General features: G+C 64.2%; 12 protein-coding genes. 3 read left to right on the forward strand and 9 right to left on the reverse strand.

Annotated features, from left to right (window positions below):
• Window positions 1-24 precede the first annotated feature (24 nt).
• The 6 genes from ASD94_RS15720 to scpA form a co-directional block, all read right to left on the reverse strand.
• Window positions 25-393 (reverse strand): hypothetical protein, encoded by a 369-nt coding sequence (locus ASD94_RS15720; RefSeq protein ID WP_056644616.1) that lies wholly within the window; start codon window positions 391-393, stop codon window positions 25-27.
• A 29-nt stretch (window positions 394-422) separates the two neighbouring features.
• Entirely contained in the window at window positions 423-896 is a 474-nt protein-coding gene (locus ASD94_RS15725) for a VOC family protein (RefSeq protein WP_056644619.1), read from the reverse strand.
• 173 nt (window positions 897-1,069) lie between these two features.
• Entirely contained in the window at window positions 1,070-3,118 is a 2,049-nt protein-coding gene (locus ASD94_RS15730) for an acetyl/propionyl/methylcrotonyl-CoA carboxylase subunit alpha (RefSeq protein ID WP_056644622.1), read from the reverse strand.
• A 21-nt stretch (window positions 3,119-3,139) separates the two neighbouring features.
• Window positions 3,140-4,672 (reverse strand): acyl-CoA carboxylase subunit beta, encoded by a 1,533-nt coding sequence (locus tag ASD94_RS15735; RefSeq protein ID WP_056644623.1) that lies wholly within the window; start codon window positions 4,670-4,672, stop codon window positions 3,140-3,142.
• 35 nt (window positions 4,673-4,707) lie between these two features.
• Window positions 4,708-5,736 (reverse strand): methylmalonyl Co-A mutase-associated GTPase MeaB, encoded by a 1,029-nt coding sequence (gene meaB / locus ASD94_RS15740; RefSeq protein WP_056644626.1) that lies wholly within the window; start codon window positions 5,734-5,736, stop codon window positions 4,708-4,710.
• Window positions 5,733-7,901 carry a methylmalonyl-CoA mutase gene (gene scpA / locus ASD94_RS15745; protein WP_056644627.1) on the reverse strand — a complete coding sequence of 723 codons (2,169 nt, stop codon included), beginning with the start codon at window positions 7,899-7,901 and terminating at the stop codon, window positions 5,733-5,735. Before scpA ends, meaB begins: the two co-directional genes overlap by 4 nt.
• A 143-nt stretch (window positions 7,902-8,044) precedes the next feature.
• Between scpA and ASD94_RS15750 the strand changes: the two genes are divergently transcribed.
• A complete protein-coding gene (locus ASD94_RS15750; RefSeq protein ID WP_056644630.1) occupies window positions 8,045-8,680 on the forward strand; it encodes a GntR family transcriptional regulator in 636 nt (211 codons plus the stop codon).
• Between the two features lie 35 nt (window positions 8,681-8,715).
• Here the strand turns inward: ASD94_RS15750 and ASD94_RS15755 are convergent, their stop codons facing one another.
• Window positions 8,716-9,879, reverse strand: coding sequence for a diguanylate cyclase (locus ASD94_RS15755; RefSeq protein ID WP_056644633.1), 1,164 nt, complete (start codon window positions 9,877-9,879; stop codon window positions 8,716-8,718).
• Window positions 9,880-10,199: 320 nt separating this feature from the next.
• Between ASD94_RS15755 and ASD94_RS15760 the strand changes: the two genes are divergently transcribed.
• Complete coding sequence (locus tag ASD94_RS15760; protein WP_082576898.1) at window positions 10,200-12,056, forward strand: long-chain fatty acid--CoA ligase; 1,857 nt, start codon at window positions 10,200-10,202, stop codon at window positions 12,054-12,056.
• A 16-nt stretch (window positions 12,057-12,072) separates the two neighbouring features.
• Here ASD94_RS15760 and ASD94_RS15765 read toward each other — a convergent pair whose 3' ends face one another.
• Window positions 12,073-13,194: a saccharopine dehydrogenase family protein gene (locus tag ASD94_RS15765; protein ID WP_056644637.1), complete on the reverse strand. Its 1,122-nt coding sequence runs from the start codon at window positions 13,192-13,194 to the stop codon at window positions 12,073-12,075.
• A 169-nt stretch (window positions 13,195-13,363) separates the two neighbouring features.
• On the opposite strand from ASD94_RS15765, the gene ASD94_RS15770 reads away from it, so the two are divergent.
• On the forward strand, window positions 13,364-13,816 hold the full coding sequence (locus tag ASD94_RS15770) for an Lrp/AsnC family transcriptional regulator (RefSeq protein WP_056644640.1): 453 nt from the start codon (window positions 13,364-13,366) through the stop codon (window positions 13,814-13,816).
• A gap of 91 nt (window positions 13,817-13,907) precedes the next feature.
• Here ASD94_RS15770 and ASD94_RS15775 read toward each other — a convergent pair whose 3' ends face one another.
• Complete coding sequence (locus ASD94_RS15775) at window positions 13,908-14,495, reverse strand: lysophospholipid acyltransferase family protein (RefSeq protein WP_056644643.1); 588 nt, start codon at window positions 14,493-14,495, stop codon at window positions 13,908-13,910.
• Window positions 14,496-14,760: the final 265 nt, after the last annotated feature.

Below are 14,760 nucleotides of genomic sequence, written 5' to 3' on the forward strand. Positions count from 1 at the left end.
CCGAGGTCATGGACGCCGAGCTGTTCAGCGCCCCAGCATCTGCTCCAGCGCCTCGCGGATGGCGCGGGGCTTGTTGTCTGCATCGTCGATGGTGGAGCAGCTGGGGCTGTGCTCCACCTCCGGCCCGCTGTTGCCGACCCGGGCGAACAGACGCTCACAGTCACAACGCAGGGAGGCCAGCGTCTTACGAGACCGCAGGTGCTTCACTTCGGCCATCCAGCAGCGGTCCGCGCACCCACAGGACCGGTACTGCAGGGTTTCTCCCGCCCGGCCCCAGTCGAGCGGATAGGCACCGGTGCCGCCTGCTGCCTCACCGCCCTGCCCTGCCAGCGCGAGGACCAGCAGGGCGCTCACCTTGGTGCCTGCCAGCAATGCGCGCTGGAGCGAAACCATGGGTGCCAGGGCAGGCTGCGGATGCCCGCTCAGCCCAGCGCAGCGATCACATCAGCCGGGGCCTGCACCAGCTCGATCAGCACACCCTCGCCCGCAATGGGAAATTCGTCATTGCTCTTGGGGTGCAAAAACGTGATGTCGTAGCCCGCAGCGCCTTTGCGAATGCCACCAGGGGCAAAGCGCACGCCCTTGGCGGTGAGCCATTCCACGGCCTTGGGCAGGTCGTCGATCCACAGGCCAATGTGATTGAGCGGTGTGGTGTGCACGGCGGGTTTCTTGTCGATGTCCAGAGGCTGCATGATGTCCACCTCCACCTTGAACGCGCCTTGGCCCATGGCAAGGATGTCCTCGTCCACGTTCTCTCGCTCGCTCTGGAAGGTGCCAGTCTGCTCCAGGCCCAGCATGTCCACCCACAGGGTTTTCATGCGCTGCTTGTCGGTGCCGCCAATGGCGACCTGTTGAATCCCCAGGACCTTGAACGGACGATTGCTGCTGGCTGTCATGGAAGTCACTCTCCGCGCTCTACACACGCATCACTATTAATTTGATAGCAGCAGGCGTATATATCGCCTGCACTATCGGCCAAAAACACGAAAAAAAGCTCCACGGGAGCTCAAGAAAGGGGCGGCAGTGCCCGCTGCGGCACCGCTTCGCCCCTCCTTGCAAGGCACGTGCGTCAGACGAACTCCAGGATCACCTGGTCTACCGCCAGCGACTCGCCCTTGCCCGCCGTGATCTTGCCCACCACGCCATCCTGCGCGGCAAAGAGGATGTTCTCCATCTTCATGGCTTCGATCACCGCCAGCTTCTCACCGGCCTGCACCTTCTGGCCGGGCTGCACCGCCACATCGACCAGCAAACCGGGCATGGGCGAGAGCAGGAATTTGGACAAGTCTGGCGGCGCCTTGAAGGGCATCAGCTTGTGCAGCCGTGCGCCCAGCGGCGACAGCACCAGTGCGTCGATCTGCGTACCGTTGTGCGCAATGCGCAGCGCCAGCGGGTTCTTGCCCACACCGCGTTCCACCTGGGCGGTAAAGCCCTGGCCGTTGCACGCGCCCTGCACCCGGATCTGGCCCAGCGTGGCGTTGCTACTGATCTGATAGCTATTACCGCCTACAGATACTGCACTAGAGCCCGATTTGTCTTCAAAATCAGACACCGTCACCTCGTGGTGCTGGTTCTGCCCTTCGGCACCCAGCGTGACGACGACAAACTGCTCACCCACCTTCACCTCGTGCCCCGCCAATTGGCCGCTGATGCCCGAGGCGCGGGCGCGGTAGCGGCGGTTCATGAACGCAGCCAGCGCCACCAGGAACAGCGGATCGCTGTGCGGCACGTCTTCGGCGTGGAAGCCCTTGCCGTAGTTCTCGGCGATGAAGCCGGTGTTGAAGTCGCCCGTCACAAACTTGGGGTGCGCCAGCAGCGCAGCCTGGAACGGGATGTTGCTGCTGATGCCGCGGATCACAAAGCCGTTGAGCGCGGCACGCATCTTGGCAATCGCGTCGTTGCGATCGGTGCCGTGCACGATGAGCTTGGCGATCATCGAGTCGTAGTACATGGGAATCTCGCCGCCTTCGTACACGCCCGTGTCCACGCGCACGCCCAGCTTCTTGCTGGTGTCGGACTGGAACATGGTTTCCTCCGGCGGCTGAAAGCGCACCAAACGGCCCGTGGATGGCAAGAAGTTGCGGAACGGGTCTTCGGCGTTGATGCGGCACTCGATAGCCCAGCCGTCGCGCTTCACATCAGCCTGCGTCAGGGGCAACTTCTCGCCCGCTGCCACGCGGATCATCAGCTCCACCATGTCCAGGCCGGTGATGCACTCCGTCACCGGGTGCTCCACCTGCAGACGGGTGTTCATCTCCAGGAAGTAAAAGTCCTGGTCCTTGCCGACCACAAACTCCACCGTGCCAGCCGACTGGTACTTCACGGCCTTGGCCAGTTGCACGGCCTGCTCGCCCATGGCCTTGCGGGTGGCGTCGCTGATGAAGGGCGATGGTGCCTCTTCGATCACCTTCTGGTGGCGGCGCTGGATGGAGCACTCGCGCTCGTTCAGGTAGATCACGTTGCCATGGCTGTCGCCCAGCACCTGGATCTCGATGTGGCGCGGCTCCTGCACAAACTTCTCGATGAAGATGCGGTCGTCGCCGAAGCTGTTGCGGGCTTCGTTCTGGCAGCTGGCAAAGCCTTCGAACGCTTCCTTGTCGTTGAACGCCACGCGCAGGCCCTTGCCACCGCCACCGGCCGAGGCCTTGATCATCACCGGGTAGCCAATGCCCTTGGCGATCTCCACCGCCTGCTCGGGGCCGCTGATGGCATCGTTGTAGCCGGGGATGGTGTTGACCTTGGCCTCATTCGCCAGCTTTTTGGACGCGATCTTGTCGCCCATGGCCGCAATCGAGTGTGCCTTCGGGCCAATGAAGGCAATGCCTTCGTCTTCGCAGCGCTTGGCAAAGGCTTCGTTTTCACTCAGAAAGCCATAGCCAGGGTGCACGGCCTGTGCGCCGGTTTGTTTGCAAGCGGCAATGATCTTGTCGGCCAGCAGATACGACTCGCGCGAGGGCGCGGCGCCAATGTGCACAGCCTCATCGGCCAGCTTGACGTGGCGGGCTTCCTTGTCGGCGTCGGAGTAAACGGCCACCGTTTTGATGCCCATCTTGCGGGCAGTGGCGATGACGCGGCAGGCGATTTCGCCACGGTTGGCGATCAGGATTTTCGTAAACATGTTCTTATGCTCCTTGTCCGCTCACAGTGGGATGTTGCCGTGCTTGCGCCATGGGTTTTCCAGCTTCTTGTCGCGCAGCATCACCAGCGACCGGCAGATGCGCTTGCGCGTCTCGTGCGGCAGGATCACATCGTCGATAAAGCCGCGTGCACCGGCCACAAACGGGTTGGCAAAGCGCTGCTTGTATTCGGCCTCGCGTGCGGCCAGCTTCACGGGGTCGTTCTTGTCCTCGCGGAAGATGATTTCCACCGCGCCCTTGGCGCCCATCACCGCAATCTCGGCGTTGGGCCAGGCCAGGTTCACGTCGCCGCGCAAGTGCTTGCTGCTCATCACGTCGTACGCGCCGCCGTAGGCCTTGCGGGTGATGACGGTGATCTTGGGCACGGTGCACTCGGCATACGCGTACAGCAGCTTGGCGCCGTGCTTGATGATGCCTCCGTACTCCTGGCTGGTGCCGGGCATGAAGCCGGGCACGTCCACAAAGGTGACGACCGGGATGTTGAACGCATCGCAAAAGCGCACAAAGCGCGCGGCCTTGACGCTGGACTTGATGTCCAAGCAACCGGCCAGCACCAGCGGCTGGTTGGCCACGATGCCCACGGTCTGGCCTTCCATGCGGGCAAAGCCGATGATGATGTTCTTGGCGTACTCGGGCTGCAGCTCGAAGAAGTCGCCATCGTCCACCGTCTTGAGGATCAGCTCCTTCATGTCGTAGGGCTTGTTGGGGTTCTCGGGCACCAGGGTGTCCAGGCTCAGGTCCATGCGGTCGGCCGGGTCGTTGCTGGGGCGTACCGGGGCTTTTTCGCGGTTGTTGAGCGGCAGGTAGTTGTACAGGCGGCGCAGCATCATCAGCGCCTCCACGTCATTCTCAAATGCCATGTCGGCCACACCGCTCTTGGTGGTGTGCGTCACGGCGCCGCCCAGTTCTTCGGCCGTCACTTCTTCGTGCGTCACGGTCTTCACGACTTCGGGGCCGGTCACGAACATGTAGCTCGAATCCTTGACCATGAAGATGAAGTCCGTCATGGCGGGCGAGTACACGGCACCACCGGCGCTCGGGCCCATGATCATGCTGATCTGCGGAATCACGCCACTGGCGAGCACGTTCTTCTGGAACACGTCGGCATAGCCGCCCAAAGACGCCACACCTTCCTGGATGCGCGCGCCGCCCGAGTCATTGAGGCCGATGACAGGCGCGCCCACCTTCATGGCCTGGTCCATCACCTTGCAGATCTTTTCGGCATGGGTTTCAGACAGCGCACCGCCAAACACCGTGAAGTCCTGGCTGAACACGAACACCAGGCGGCCGTTGATCATGCCGTAGCCCGTCACCACACCGTCGCCGGGGATCTTGTTGTCTTCCATACCGAAGTCGGTGCAGCGGTGCTCGACGAACATGTCCCATTCCTCGAACGTGCCGTCGTCCAGCAGCAGCTCGATGCGCTCGCGGGCGGTGAGCTTGCCCTTGGCGTGCTGCGCATCAATGCGCTTTTGCCCGCCGCCCAGGCGTGCCAGCGCACGCTTTTTCTCCAGTTGATCCAGGATGTCTTGCATGGTCGTCCTTTGGTGAATGGGTTGGTGTCTACTATTTATTTGATAGCTGCCAGCGCATGATTGGATTGCGCTTGGAGCAGATTTCGTGCTGCAGTCGATGCCGCAATGCGCCCGGCGGCCACGTCAGCCTGCATCTGGGGCAGCAGCTCTTTGACCTGGGGGTGCTGGCGAAACGCGAGCTTGAGGCCTGCGTCGATGCGCTCCCACATCCAGGCCAGCGCCTGCTTTTCGCGCCGCGTGGCCAGGCGGCCGTTGGCGGTTTGCAGCTGGCGGAACTGCGTGACGGCGGCCCAGAAGCTGTCCACGCCCTGGCCCAGCAGCGCGCTGATCTGCACGACCTTGGGGTGCCACAGCGTTTCGTCGTGGTGCGCGTTCTCGGGGTTGCCGTGCTGACTGAGCAGGCGCAGGCTCGACGTGATCTGCGCCTCGGCGCGTGTGGCAGCGTTCTTGTCGATGTCGGCCTTGTTGATGACCACCAGATCGGCAATCTCCATCACGCCCTTCTTGATGGCCTGCAGGTCGTCGCCCGCATTGGGCAGCTGCATCAGCACAAACATGTCCGTCATGCCCGCCACCGCAATCTCGCTCTGGCCCACGCCCACGGTCTCGACGATCACCACGTCGTAGCCTGCGGCTTCGCAGACCAGCATGGCCTCGCGCGTCTTCTCGGCCACACCGCCCAGAGTGCCGCTGCTGGGGCTGGGGCGGATGTAGGCCTTTTCATGCACCGACAGGTGTTCCATGCGCGTCTTGTCGCCCAGGATCGAGCCGCCCGAGACGGTGCTGGAGGGGTCGATGGTGAGCACGGCCACGCGGTGGCCTTGGCCGATGAGGTACAGGCCCAGCGCCTCGATGAAGGTGGATTTGCCGACACCGGGCACGCCGCTGATGCCGAGGCGGAAGGCCTTGCCGGTGTGGGGGAGTAATGTGGTGAGCAACTCATCGGCCTGGGCGCGGTGGTCCACCCGCGTCGATTCGAGCAGCGTGATGGCTTTGGACATGGCGCGGCGTTGCACCGCCGCCGTGCCCTGCACTACCCCCTCCAAAAGCGCGGCAGGGGTCACGCCACCGCCTTGCGAATCTGCTCCAGCACATCCTTCGCGCTGGCCGGGATGGGGGTGCCTGGGCCATATACGCCCTTCACGCCCGACTCGTACAAAAAGTCATAGTCCTGCGCAGGGATCACCCCGCCCACAAACACGATGATGTCGTCGGCGCCCTGGTCTTTGAGGGACTGGATGATGGCGGGCACCAGCGTCTTGTGCCCCGCAGCCAGCGTGCTCACGCCCACGGCGTGCACGTCGTTTTCAATCGCCTGGCGGGCGCATTCCTCGGGGGTCTGGAAGAGCGGCCCCATGTCCACGTCAAACCCCAGGTCGGCAAACGCAGTGGCCACCACCTTGGCGCCACGGTCGTGGCCGTCCTGACCCAGCTTGGCGATCATCACGCGGGGGCGGCGGCCCTGCTCTTCGGCAAAGGCGTTGATTTCGGTCTTGAGTTTGTCCCAGCCCTCGGCCGAGTCATAGGCTGCTGCGTACACACCAGTCACCTTTTGTGTATCGGCGCGGTGGCGCCCAAAAACCTTCTCCAGCGCGTCGGACACCTCACCCACGGTGGCGCGCAGGCGCACGGCGTTGATCGACAACTCCAGCAGGTTGCCTTCGCCGCTTTCGGCGGCGGCAGTCAGTGCATCCAGCGCGGCCTGCACCTTGGCGGCGTCGCGGGTGGCGCGGATCTTTTGCAGGCGGGCAATCTGGCCGTCGCGCACCTTCATGTTGTCGATCTGCAGGATGTCGACCGGGTCTTCCTTGGCGAGCTTGTATTTGTTCACGCCGACGATCACGTCCTTGCCGCTGTCGATGCGCGCCTGCTTCTCGGCGGCAGCGGCTTCGATCTTGAGCTTCGCCCAGCCGCTGTCCACGGCCTGGGTCATGCCGCCCATGGCCTCGACCTCTTCGATGATCTTCCAGGCGGCGTCCATCATGTCCTGGGTCAGCTTCTCCATCATGTAGCTGCCAGCCCAGGGGTCGATCACGTTGGTGATGTGGGTTTCTTCCTGGATGATGAGCTGCGTGTTGCGCGCGATGCGGGCCGAAAACTCGGTGGGCAGCGCGATGGCTTCGTCCAGCGCATTAGTGTGCAGGCTCTGCGTGCCGCCAAACACAGCGGCCATGGCCTCGATGGTGGTGCGCACCACGTTGTTGTACGGGTCTTGCTCGGTGAGCGACCAGCCCGAAGTCTGGCAGTGCGTGCGCAGCATCAGGCTCTTGGGATTCTTGGCGCCGGTCTCCTTCATGATGCGGCACCACAAGAGGCGCGCGGCGCGCATCTTGGCGACTTCGAGGTAGAAGTTCATGCCGATGGCCCAGAAGAAGCTGAGGCGCCCGGCAAAATCGTCCACGTCCAGGCCTGAGACCATGGCGGTCTTCACGTATTCCTTGCCGTCGGCCAGGGTGAAAGCCAGCTCCAGCGCCTGATTGGCCCCGGCCTCCTGCATGTGGTAGCCCGAGATCGAGATCGAGTTGAACTTGGGCATGTTCTTGGCTGTGTAGCCAATGATGTCGCCAATGATCCGCATCGAGGGCTTGGGCGGGTAGATGTAGGTGTTGCGCACCATGAACTCTTTCAGAATGTCGTTCTGAATGGTTCCGCTGAGCTTGTCCTGACTCACACCCTGCTCTTCCGCCGCCACCACATAGCCCGCCAGCACGGGCAGTACGGCGCCGTTCATGGTCATGGAGACGGACACCTTGTCGAGCGGGATCTGGTCAAACAGGATCTTCATGTCCTCGACCGAATCAATCGCCACCCCAGCCTTGCCCACGTCGCCCGTCACGCGGGGGTGGTCGCTGTCATAGCCCCGGTGGGTGGCCAGGTCGAACGCCACACTCACGCCCTGCCCGCCTGCGGCCAGGGCCTTGCGGTAGAAGGCGTTGGATTCTTCAGCGGTCGAAAAACCGGCGTACTGGCGAATCGTCCACGGCCGCACGGCATACATGGTGGCCTGGGGGCCACGCAGGTAGGGCTCAAAACCCGGCAGCGTGTTGGCGTACGGCAGGCTGGCGGTGTCTTCGGCGGTGTACAGCGGCTTGACGGTGATGCCATCGGGCGTGACCCAGTTGAGGGCGCTGACATCGCCCCCCGGTGCCGACTTGGCTGCGGCCTTGGCCCAGGCTTCCAGCGAAGACGCGGCGAACTCTGGGGCGTTGTTGGTGGGTTTGTCACTCATGGCGAAAGCTACTCCGAAGATGGCATGGGGGCGTCCAACACGGCGCACAGGCGGTGACCGCACAGGTGCTGTGGTGTGGCGGCGAGTTTACATCATTCATAATTATTGATTCAAAATATTCCGTGCAGCTTACAATCCGTCCCATGTCTGCCCTCACACTCACTCCCCGCGCGCTCTACGAAGAAGTGGCCGAGCAATTGCGCCAGCGCATCTTCCGCCGCGAGCTGGAGCCCGGCAGCTGGATCGACGAGCTCAAGATTGCCGAGGAGTTCGGCATCAGCCGCACGCCGCTGCGCGAGGCGCTGAAGGTGCTGGCCGCCGAAGGCCTGGTCACGATGAAGGTGCGCCGTGGCGCCTATGTGACGGAGATGAGCGAAAAAGACCTGCGCGACGTGTACCACCTGCTCAGCCTGCTGGAGAGCGACGCCGCGGGCGTGGTGGCCGAGCGCGCCACCGAGGCCCAGCTGAAAACGCTGCAAGACCTGCACGCCGAGCTGGAAGCCGCCGTGGCAGACCGCGAAAAATTCTTTGCCATCAACGAGCGCTTTCACATGCACCTGCTGGAGATGGCCGACAACCGCTGGCGCAGCCAGATGGTGGCCGACCTGCGCAAGGTGATGAAGCTCAACCGCCACAACTCGCTGTTCAAGCAAGGGCGCATCGAAGACTCGCTGAGCGAGCACCGCGCCATCCTGGCTGCGATGCTGGCGCGCGACGCCAAGGCCACGGCCAAGGCCATGCAGGCGCACTTCGCACAGGGGCTGGAAGCGGCGACCTGAAGCGGCTACGCGCTGACGCGTGCAGGCCTGCGTCGTCAGGCGGCCGACTCCACCCGATTGCGCCCACCGGCCTTTGCGGCGTACAGCGCTTCGTCCGCACGCCTGAGAACGTCGTGAAAGCTGCTGTCTCGTGCCCCGACGGCCGCGACACCCATGGATACCGTCATCGAGACCGTCTTGCCATCGACATGCAACACCTCGCGCGCCACCAGCGCGCGCAGCCGCTCTGCGGCCGTGACGGCGGCGTCGATATCCAGGCCATCCCAGAGCACCACAAATTCTTCGCCGCCATGCCGGGCTGCCAGATCCGCGCCGCGGCATGCGGCCCTCAGATGCTCTGCCACATGCCGCAGCGCCACATCCCCTACCTCATGGCCGTGTGTGTCGTTGATGGACTTGAAGTGGTCGATGTCGATGACGGCCAAAGCCAAAGTCTGCCCCGGCAGGCGGGTCGCTTCGCCAAAGCGTCGCTCACCCACGGTAACGAGGGTTCTCCGGTTGGGCAGCCCCGTGAGGTAGTCGGTGGATGCCGCCAGTTGCCACTGCCGGCCGACACTTTCGGAACACATCAGCAGAAAGGCGGTGGTGCCCACCACCGGCAGCAGGGCCGTGACCATGGGGCTGGCGATGTTGATCCACGCCCCCTCACCCGTGACGTCAAAAGAGGGGCTGGCGCCACGCGCAGCCAGATAGGCGGCGCGGAGCACCAGAAACACCGCGACCAGCGCAAACAAGCTGGCCATCACGCGACGGCTGTGCCGCCCTTCCGACGTCTTTTGCGACAACAGCAATTCAAAACTGGCGAGCAGCAAGAACGTGCAGCTTGCGGTCAGGATGAGCACCCGCATGCGGGTGTCGGGCTGAAACACGGCAAACCAAATAACGCCCAAGGTGCCGACCACCGCAGGCGCCAGCAGCCAGCGTGGGTCAGGCAGGCCATAGAACTGCCGCAGGGCGCGCCAGTAGCCGGTGCACCCCAGCATGACGAGGCCATTGGCCATCGGAGACGCCACACCCAGAGGCAAGTGGTACTGAAACGCATACAGCAGCGAGCTGGCGGCCAACATCAGCGTGGCAATACGCCAGGTCTCCGCGCTGGGGCGCAGCGTGACCGGGAAGTCCCTGCGCATCAACCCCAGTACCCATCCATTGGCCAGCATCATGAGCGTGGCTACAACAAAGATGGTGACGGGATCCATGGGAGGTGCAAAGAAGGGGATTGGCGCCAAGGCGCAAAGCGGCATTCTCCCTGCAAAGCTCGGCCAAGCCTTGCAGGGGCGCCCGTTCACCCCTACTAGCCGGATTGGCGCCCGCGATCATTCCAACAAGTGGAACACACCATTTACAACCCGCAGGGCCTACGGCGGGGTTTTGCAAGTTTCCCTCGCTATGATCCTTCGGGATTCCACTGAGGCTACCGCCAGCCCGCCGGCTCAGCGCCCGCATGAATCCCCGGCACCCGCTTCCCGGCCGGGCCCGCCCGGCCGCCCTGGCGCGGCTGCCTCCACCGTACAGTTCCATGCTCGCCACTCCTTCCGATATCGCCAGCGTGCAAACGCTGCCCCAGCTCCTGGCCTACCGCGCCGCCCGCACCCCCCAGGCCGAGGCCTACCGGGCGTTTGACTCCTCCCGGCAGGCATGGGCCAGCCTCACCTGGGCGCAGACCGCAGAGCGTGTGAACACCTGGGCCCAGGCCCTCGCCGCCATGCAGCTGCCACCGGCCGCCCGCGTGGCCATCTTGCAGCCCAACGGCCTCAATGCCATGTGCGCAGACCAGGCCACGCTGGCCACCGGCGGCGTGCCCGTGCCGCTGCACGCCATCGACAACCCGGGCAGCATCGCCTACATCCTGGCGGACTGCGAGGCCTCGATGCTGATCGTGAGTCAGGCCGAGCAGTGGGAGAAGATCCGCGCGGTTGGCACGCCCTTCCCGGCCCTGCGCGCCGTGGTCATTACCGATGATGACGACGCCTTCAAGCCCACCCCGGGGTCTATCGACAGCCCGGCCGTTGGCTCGCTCGCGCAATGGCTGACGGGGGCGGCGCAAACGGGCGCACCTACAACAGCCACAGGCCCGCAGGCCGATGACCTGGCCGCCATCGTCTACACCTCCGGCACCACCGGCAAACCCAAGGGCGTGATGCTGACGCACCGTAACGTGGTGAGCGACGTGAAGGCCGTGCTGGAGCGCATTGCACCCACGGTGGACGACGTGTTCCTGTCGTTCCTGCCGCTGTCGCACACCTTCGAACGCACGGGCGGCTACTACCTGCCGATTGCCGCAGGCAGTTGTGTGGCCTATGCGCGCTCGGTGGCCCAGCTGGCGGAAGACCTGAAAACCATACGCCCCACCGTGCTGGTGTCGGTGCCGCGCATTTACGAGCGCATCCACGCCAAGCTGATCGAAAAGCTCTCGCCCACACCCTGGAAGATGCAGCTGTACGAAGCCGCGCAGAACAAGGGCTGGGCCCGGTTTTGTGCCGCGCAGCGCCTGCCGGCCCCGACGCCGGACGCCAGCAGCCAGGCGGCAGGCTGGATGACTGCCCTGCCCTGGCCGGCGCTGCAGGCCCTGGTGGCCAAGCCTTTGCTGGCCCAGTTTGGCGGCCGCGTGCGCGTGGCGGTGAGTGGTGGCGCCCCGCTGTCGCCCACCATTGCCAAGTGCTTTCTGGGTCTGGGGCTGCCGCTGATCCAGGGCTACGGCATGACCGAGACCGCGCCTGTGGTGTCGGTCAACGCACTGGACGACAACGACCCCGCCTGCGTAGGCAAGGCCCTGCCCGGTGTGGAGGTGCGCATTGGCGACAACCACGAGCTGCAGGTGCGCGGCCCCATTGTGATGAAGGGCTACTGGAAGCGGCCGGAAGACACGGCCAAGATGCTGAGCCCCGACGGCTGGCTGGGCACCGGCGACCAGGCCGACATCGTGAACGGCCGCATCTACATCAAGGGCCGCATCAAGGAAATCATCGTCACCTCGACTGGCGAAAAGATCCCGCCGGGCGACCTGGAACTGGCCCTGCTGGCTGACCCGCTGCTGGAACAGGCTTTTGTGGTGGGCGAAAACCGCCCCTTCATCGCCTGCGTGGCCGTGCTGAACGCGGGCGAGTGGCAGCGCCTGGCGGCCGACCTGGGCCTCAACCCCCAGGCGGCGGACAGCCTGAACCACCCCAGCGTGCACCGCGCCGTGCTGGCACGTATCGAAAAGAACACCGCCAGTTTCGCCCGCTATGCCGTACCGCGCACGGTGCACCTGACGCTCGATCCGTGGACGATTGAAAACACCTTCATGACCCCCACGCTCAAGCTCAAGCGCAACAACCTGATGGCGCACTTTGCCGAGGCCATTGAGGGCATGTACCAGAAGCCGGGGCGCTGAGCCAGTCAAGAGGGGCTCAGTGCACCAGCTCGCCCTGCCTGGCGTAGGCGGAGCCAAAGCGGTTGGCCAAAAAGTCGCCCAGCGCGACAGCCTCCTGCCCCACAAAACCCTGCTGCGGCAGCCGCCCCTGCGCCACCAGATCCAGCGCCGTGCAGATGCCTGCCGCCGTGGTGAGCTGGATGGCGCTGAGCCGGTGCCAAGCCACCTCGGTGCCCAAGATGCGGGCGGAATATGAGTCCTGCACCAGCCGCCCGCCCTTGAGACCTGACGCGGTGGCAAACACCACGATCACGTCCTGGTCCGTGGTGGGGATGGCGGTTTCGAGAATGTCCTTGAGCAGATCGCGCCGGTCGCGCAGGCGCAGGTCATTCAGCAGCAGCTTGAGGATGGCGTTGTGGCCCGGGTAGCGGATGGACTGATAGTCCACCTGCCGCGCCTTGCCCTCCAGCGTCTCCGTCAGCGTGCCCAGCCCGCCCGAGGTGTTGAAGGCCTCGTATTCCACACCGTCGAGCGCAAAGGTCTCCAGCCCCTCCAGCGCGGGCACCGTGGTGCGCACGCCGTCCACAATGGCTTCGCAGGGGTTGCAGTACTCGTTGATGAGGCCCTCGGTGCTCCAGGTCAGGTTGTAGCGCAGGGCGCCCTGCGGGTAGCGGGGCAACGCACCCACACGCATGCGCAGCGAGTGCAGGGTGTCAAAGCGCCGGGCCAGGTCGTTGCCCACGATGCCGATGAAGCCCGGCGCCAGGCCGCACTGCGGCATGAGCACGCTGCGGGCATTGGCGGCCAGGGTGCGGATGGCCTGGGTGCTGGCCACGTCCTCGGTCAGGTCAAAGTAATGCACGCCTGCGCTCGCGCACAACGTGGCTACAGGCACAGCGCGATGGAATGGCAGTGCGTTCAACACGGCAAAGCGGCCGTCGATGGCGGCTTGCAAGCTCACGTCATCTGTGGTCAACCGGGTGGAGATGCCTAGCGTCGCCACTTCGGCCAGGCGGGCCGGATCACGGTCTGCCACCAGGATGTCGTAGTCGCCGGACTGCTGGAGCAAGAGCGCCATCGCAAAGCCGATGTGGCCGGCCCCCAGGACGGTGATGGCGCGGCGGGCGGCGGAGTTCGAGTTAGTGGCAAAGGTGGTCATGGCAGCGCTCCCGGTAGTGCTCGCCGCATGCAGCGGCGAGGTGTTGGTGATGCCTTGATGCTAGGCAGCAGTGCTGTCAATGTGTAGCTCCCAAAACGTCGTAAGCAGCTCTTTGTTTTGTCATAACGATGAATATGATGGTCACTATGACTTTTTGGACGAAACACCCATGACCCAGACCCTGGATGACACCGACCGGCAACTGCTCAGCCTGTTGCAGGCCAACGCACGCGAGGGCACAGCCCAGCTCGCCCGCAAGCTGGGGCTGGCCCGAACCACGGTGGTGGCGCGCATTGCGCGGCTGGAGCGATCCGGTGTGGTCGCGGGCTATGGGGTGCGGCTGGGTCAGCGGCTAGACGCCACCACCGTGCGGGCGTGGTGCAGCATCTGCGTGCTGCCCAAGACTGCGCCCGCCGTGCTGCGCGCGCTGGAGGCCATGGCTGAGGTCGAAGAGGTGTCTGCCGTGAGCGGGCCGTTTGATTACCTGGTGTTCTTGCGCTGCACCAGCCACGAGCAGCTTGACGCCCTGCTCGACAAGGTAGGCCAACTGGACGGCGTGCACCAGACGCAGACCAGCATCGTGCTCAGCCGCAAGATCGACCGGCGAAGCGTGGGAGCCTGAACGCAGCCCATCGCATCAACTACCTTTTTGATAGCAGCTACCGCTTTCCCCATAAGCGCCAGCAGCCCAATTCATTCAATAACCAAAAAAATCAGGCCTCGAACTGCGTCGGGTTCTTGCCCCGGATCGGCGCATAGAACGCCTTGATGCTCGCCATATCCCGCTCCACATCGCCCGTGGGCTCAAACACCGGGCCCAGGCCGCCGACCTTGCGGCCGTAGTCCACAAACGCCAGCACAATGGGAACACCCGCCTGCTGGGCGATGAAGTAGAAGCCCGTCTTCCAGTGCCGCGTCTTGCCCCGCGTGCCTTCGGGCGGCACGATGAGCTGCATGGGGCCTTCTGCATCGCGCATGGCCTGGGCCGAGCTGGCGACCAGGTTGTTGGCCTGGCTGCGGTCCACCGGGATGCCGCCCAGCCAGCGCATCACCCCGCCAAACGGCGCCTTGAACAGGCTGTGCTTGCCCATCCAGTACACCCGCAGCCGCAGCGAAAACGCCAGCATCAGCGTGTACGGCAGGTCCCAGTTGCTGGTGTGCGGCGCGGCGATCAGCACGCTTTTGGCGGCGTGGGCGGGCAAGGTGCCTTCAACTTTCCAGCCGGTAATGCGCAGGGTAAAGCGCGAAATGGCGCGCAGGAGCGTGTTGACAACCGGTGTGTCAAAAATGGTGTGGTGCATGGGAAACGGGGTGACAGAACGGAGCCTGGAGCGCTGAAGCGGGCGGCGAACCCGAGGCCTTGCAGGCGTCGAAAGCGCCGCGAGTATCGCTGATAGGGCCAATGTCCCGCCTTGACGCAAGGCAAAGTACAGCCAACGCAGCCTGTATGCAGCGCTTGCAATGGCACTCACCATTTGATAGCAATCCAGGCAATCAACATCGGCACTATCGAGTGTTTTGGTTCAATTTTTCGTGACAACAACGGAATGCCAAATAAAACTGGCG

This window comes from Acidovorax sp. Root70 (assembly GCF_001428225.1).
Taxonomy (GTDB): Bacteria; Pseudomonadota; Gammaproteobacteria; order Burkholderiales; family Burkholderiaceae_C; genus Acidovorax.

Bases quoted from the DNA above. Each gene is read 5' to 3' on its own strand.
- ASD94_RS15735 (WP_056644623.1), bottom strand. From the start codon at position 4,672: ATGCAAGACATCCTGGATCAACTGGAGAAAAAGCGTGCGCTGGCACGC.
- ASD94_RS15720 (WP_056644616.1), bottom strand. From the start codon at position 393: ATGGTTTCGCTCCAGCGCGCATTGCTGGCAGGCACCAAGGTGAGCGCC.
- ASD94_RS15730 (WP_056644622.1), bottom strand. From the start codon at position 3,118: ATGTTTACGAAAATCCTGATCGCCAACCGTGGCGAAATCGCCTGCCGC.
- ASD94_RS15770 (WP_056644640.1), top strand. From the start codon at position 13,364: ATGACCCAGACCCTGGATGACACCGACCGGCAACTGCTCAGCCTGTTG.
- ASD94_RS15765 (WP_056644637.1), bottom strand. From the start codon at position 13,194: ATGACCACCTTTGCCACTAACTCGAACTCCGCCGCCCGCCGCGCCATC.
- ASD94_RS15760 (WP_082576898.1), top strand. From the start codon at position 10,200: ATGCTCGCCACTCCTTCCGATATCGCCAGCGTGCAAACGCTGCCCCAG.
- ASD94_RS15725 (WP_056644619.1), bottom strand. From the start codon at position 896: ATGACAGCCAGCAGCAATCGTCCGTTCAAGGTCCTGGGGATTCAACAG.
- ASD94_RS15755 (WP_056644633.1), bottom strand. From the start codon at position 9,879: ATGGATCCCGTCACCATCTTTGTTGTAGCCACGCTCATGATGCTGGCC.
- scpA (WP_056644627.1), bottom strand. From the start codon at position 7,901: ATGAGTGACAAACCCACCAACAACGCCCCAGAGTTCGCCGCGTCTTCG.
- ASD94_RS15750 (WP_056644630.1), top strand. From the start codon at position 8,045: ATGTCTGCCCTCACACTCACTCCCCGCGCGCTCTACGAAGAAGTGGCC.
- ASD94_RS15775 (WP_056644643.1), bottom strand. From the start codon at position 14,495: ATGCACCACACCATTTTTGACACACCGGTTGTCAACACGCTCCTGCGC.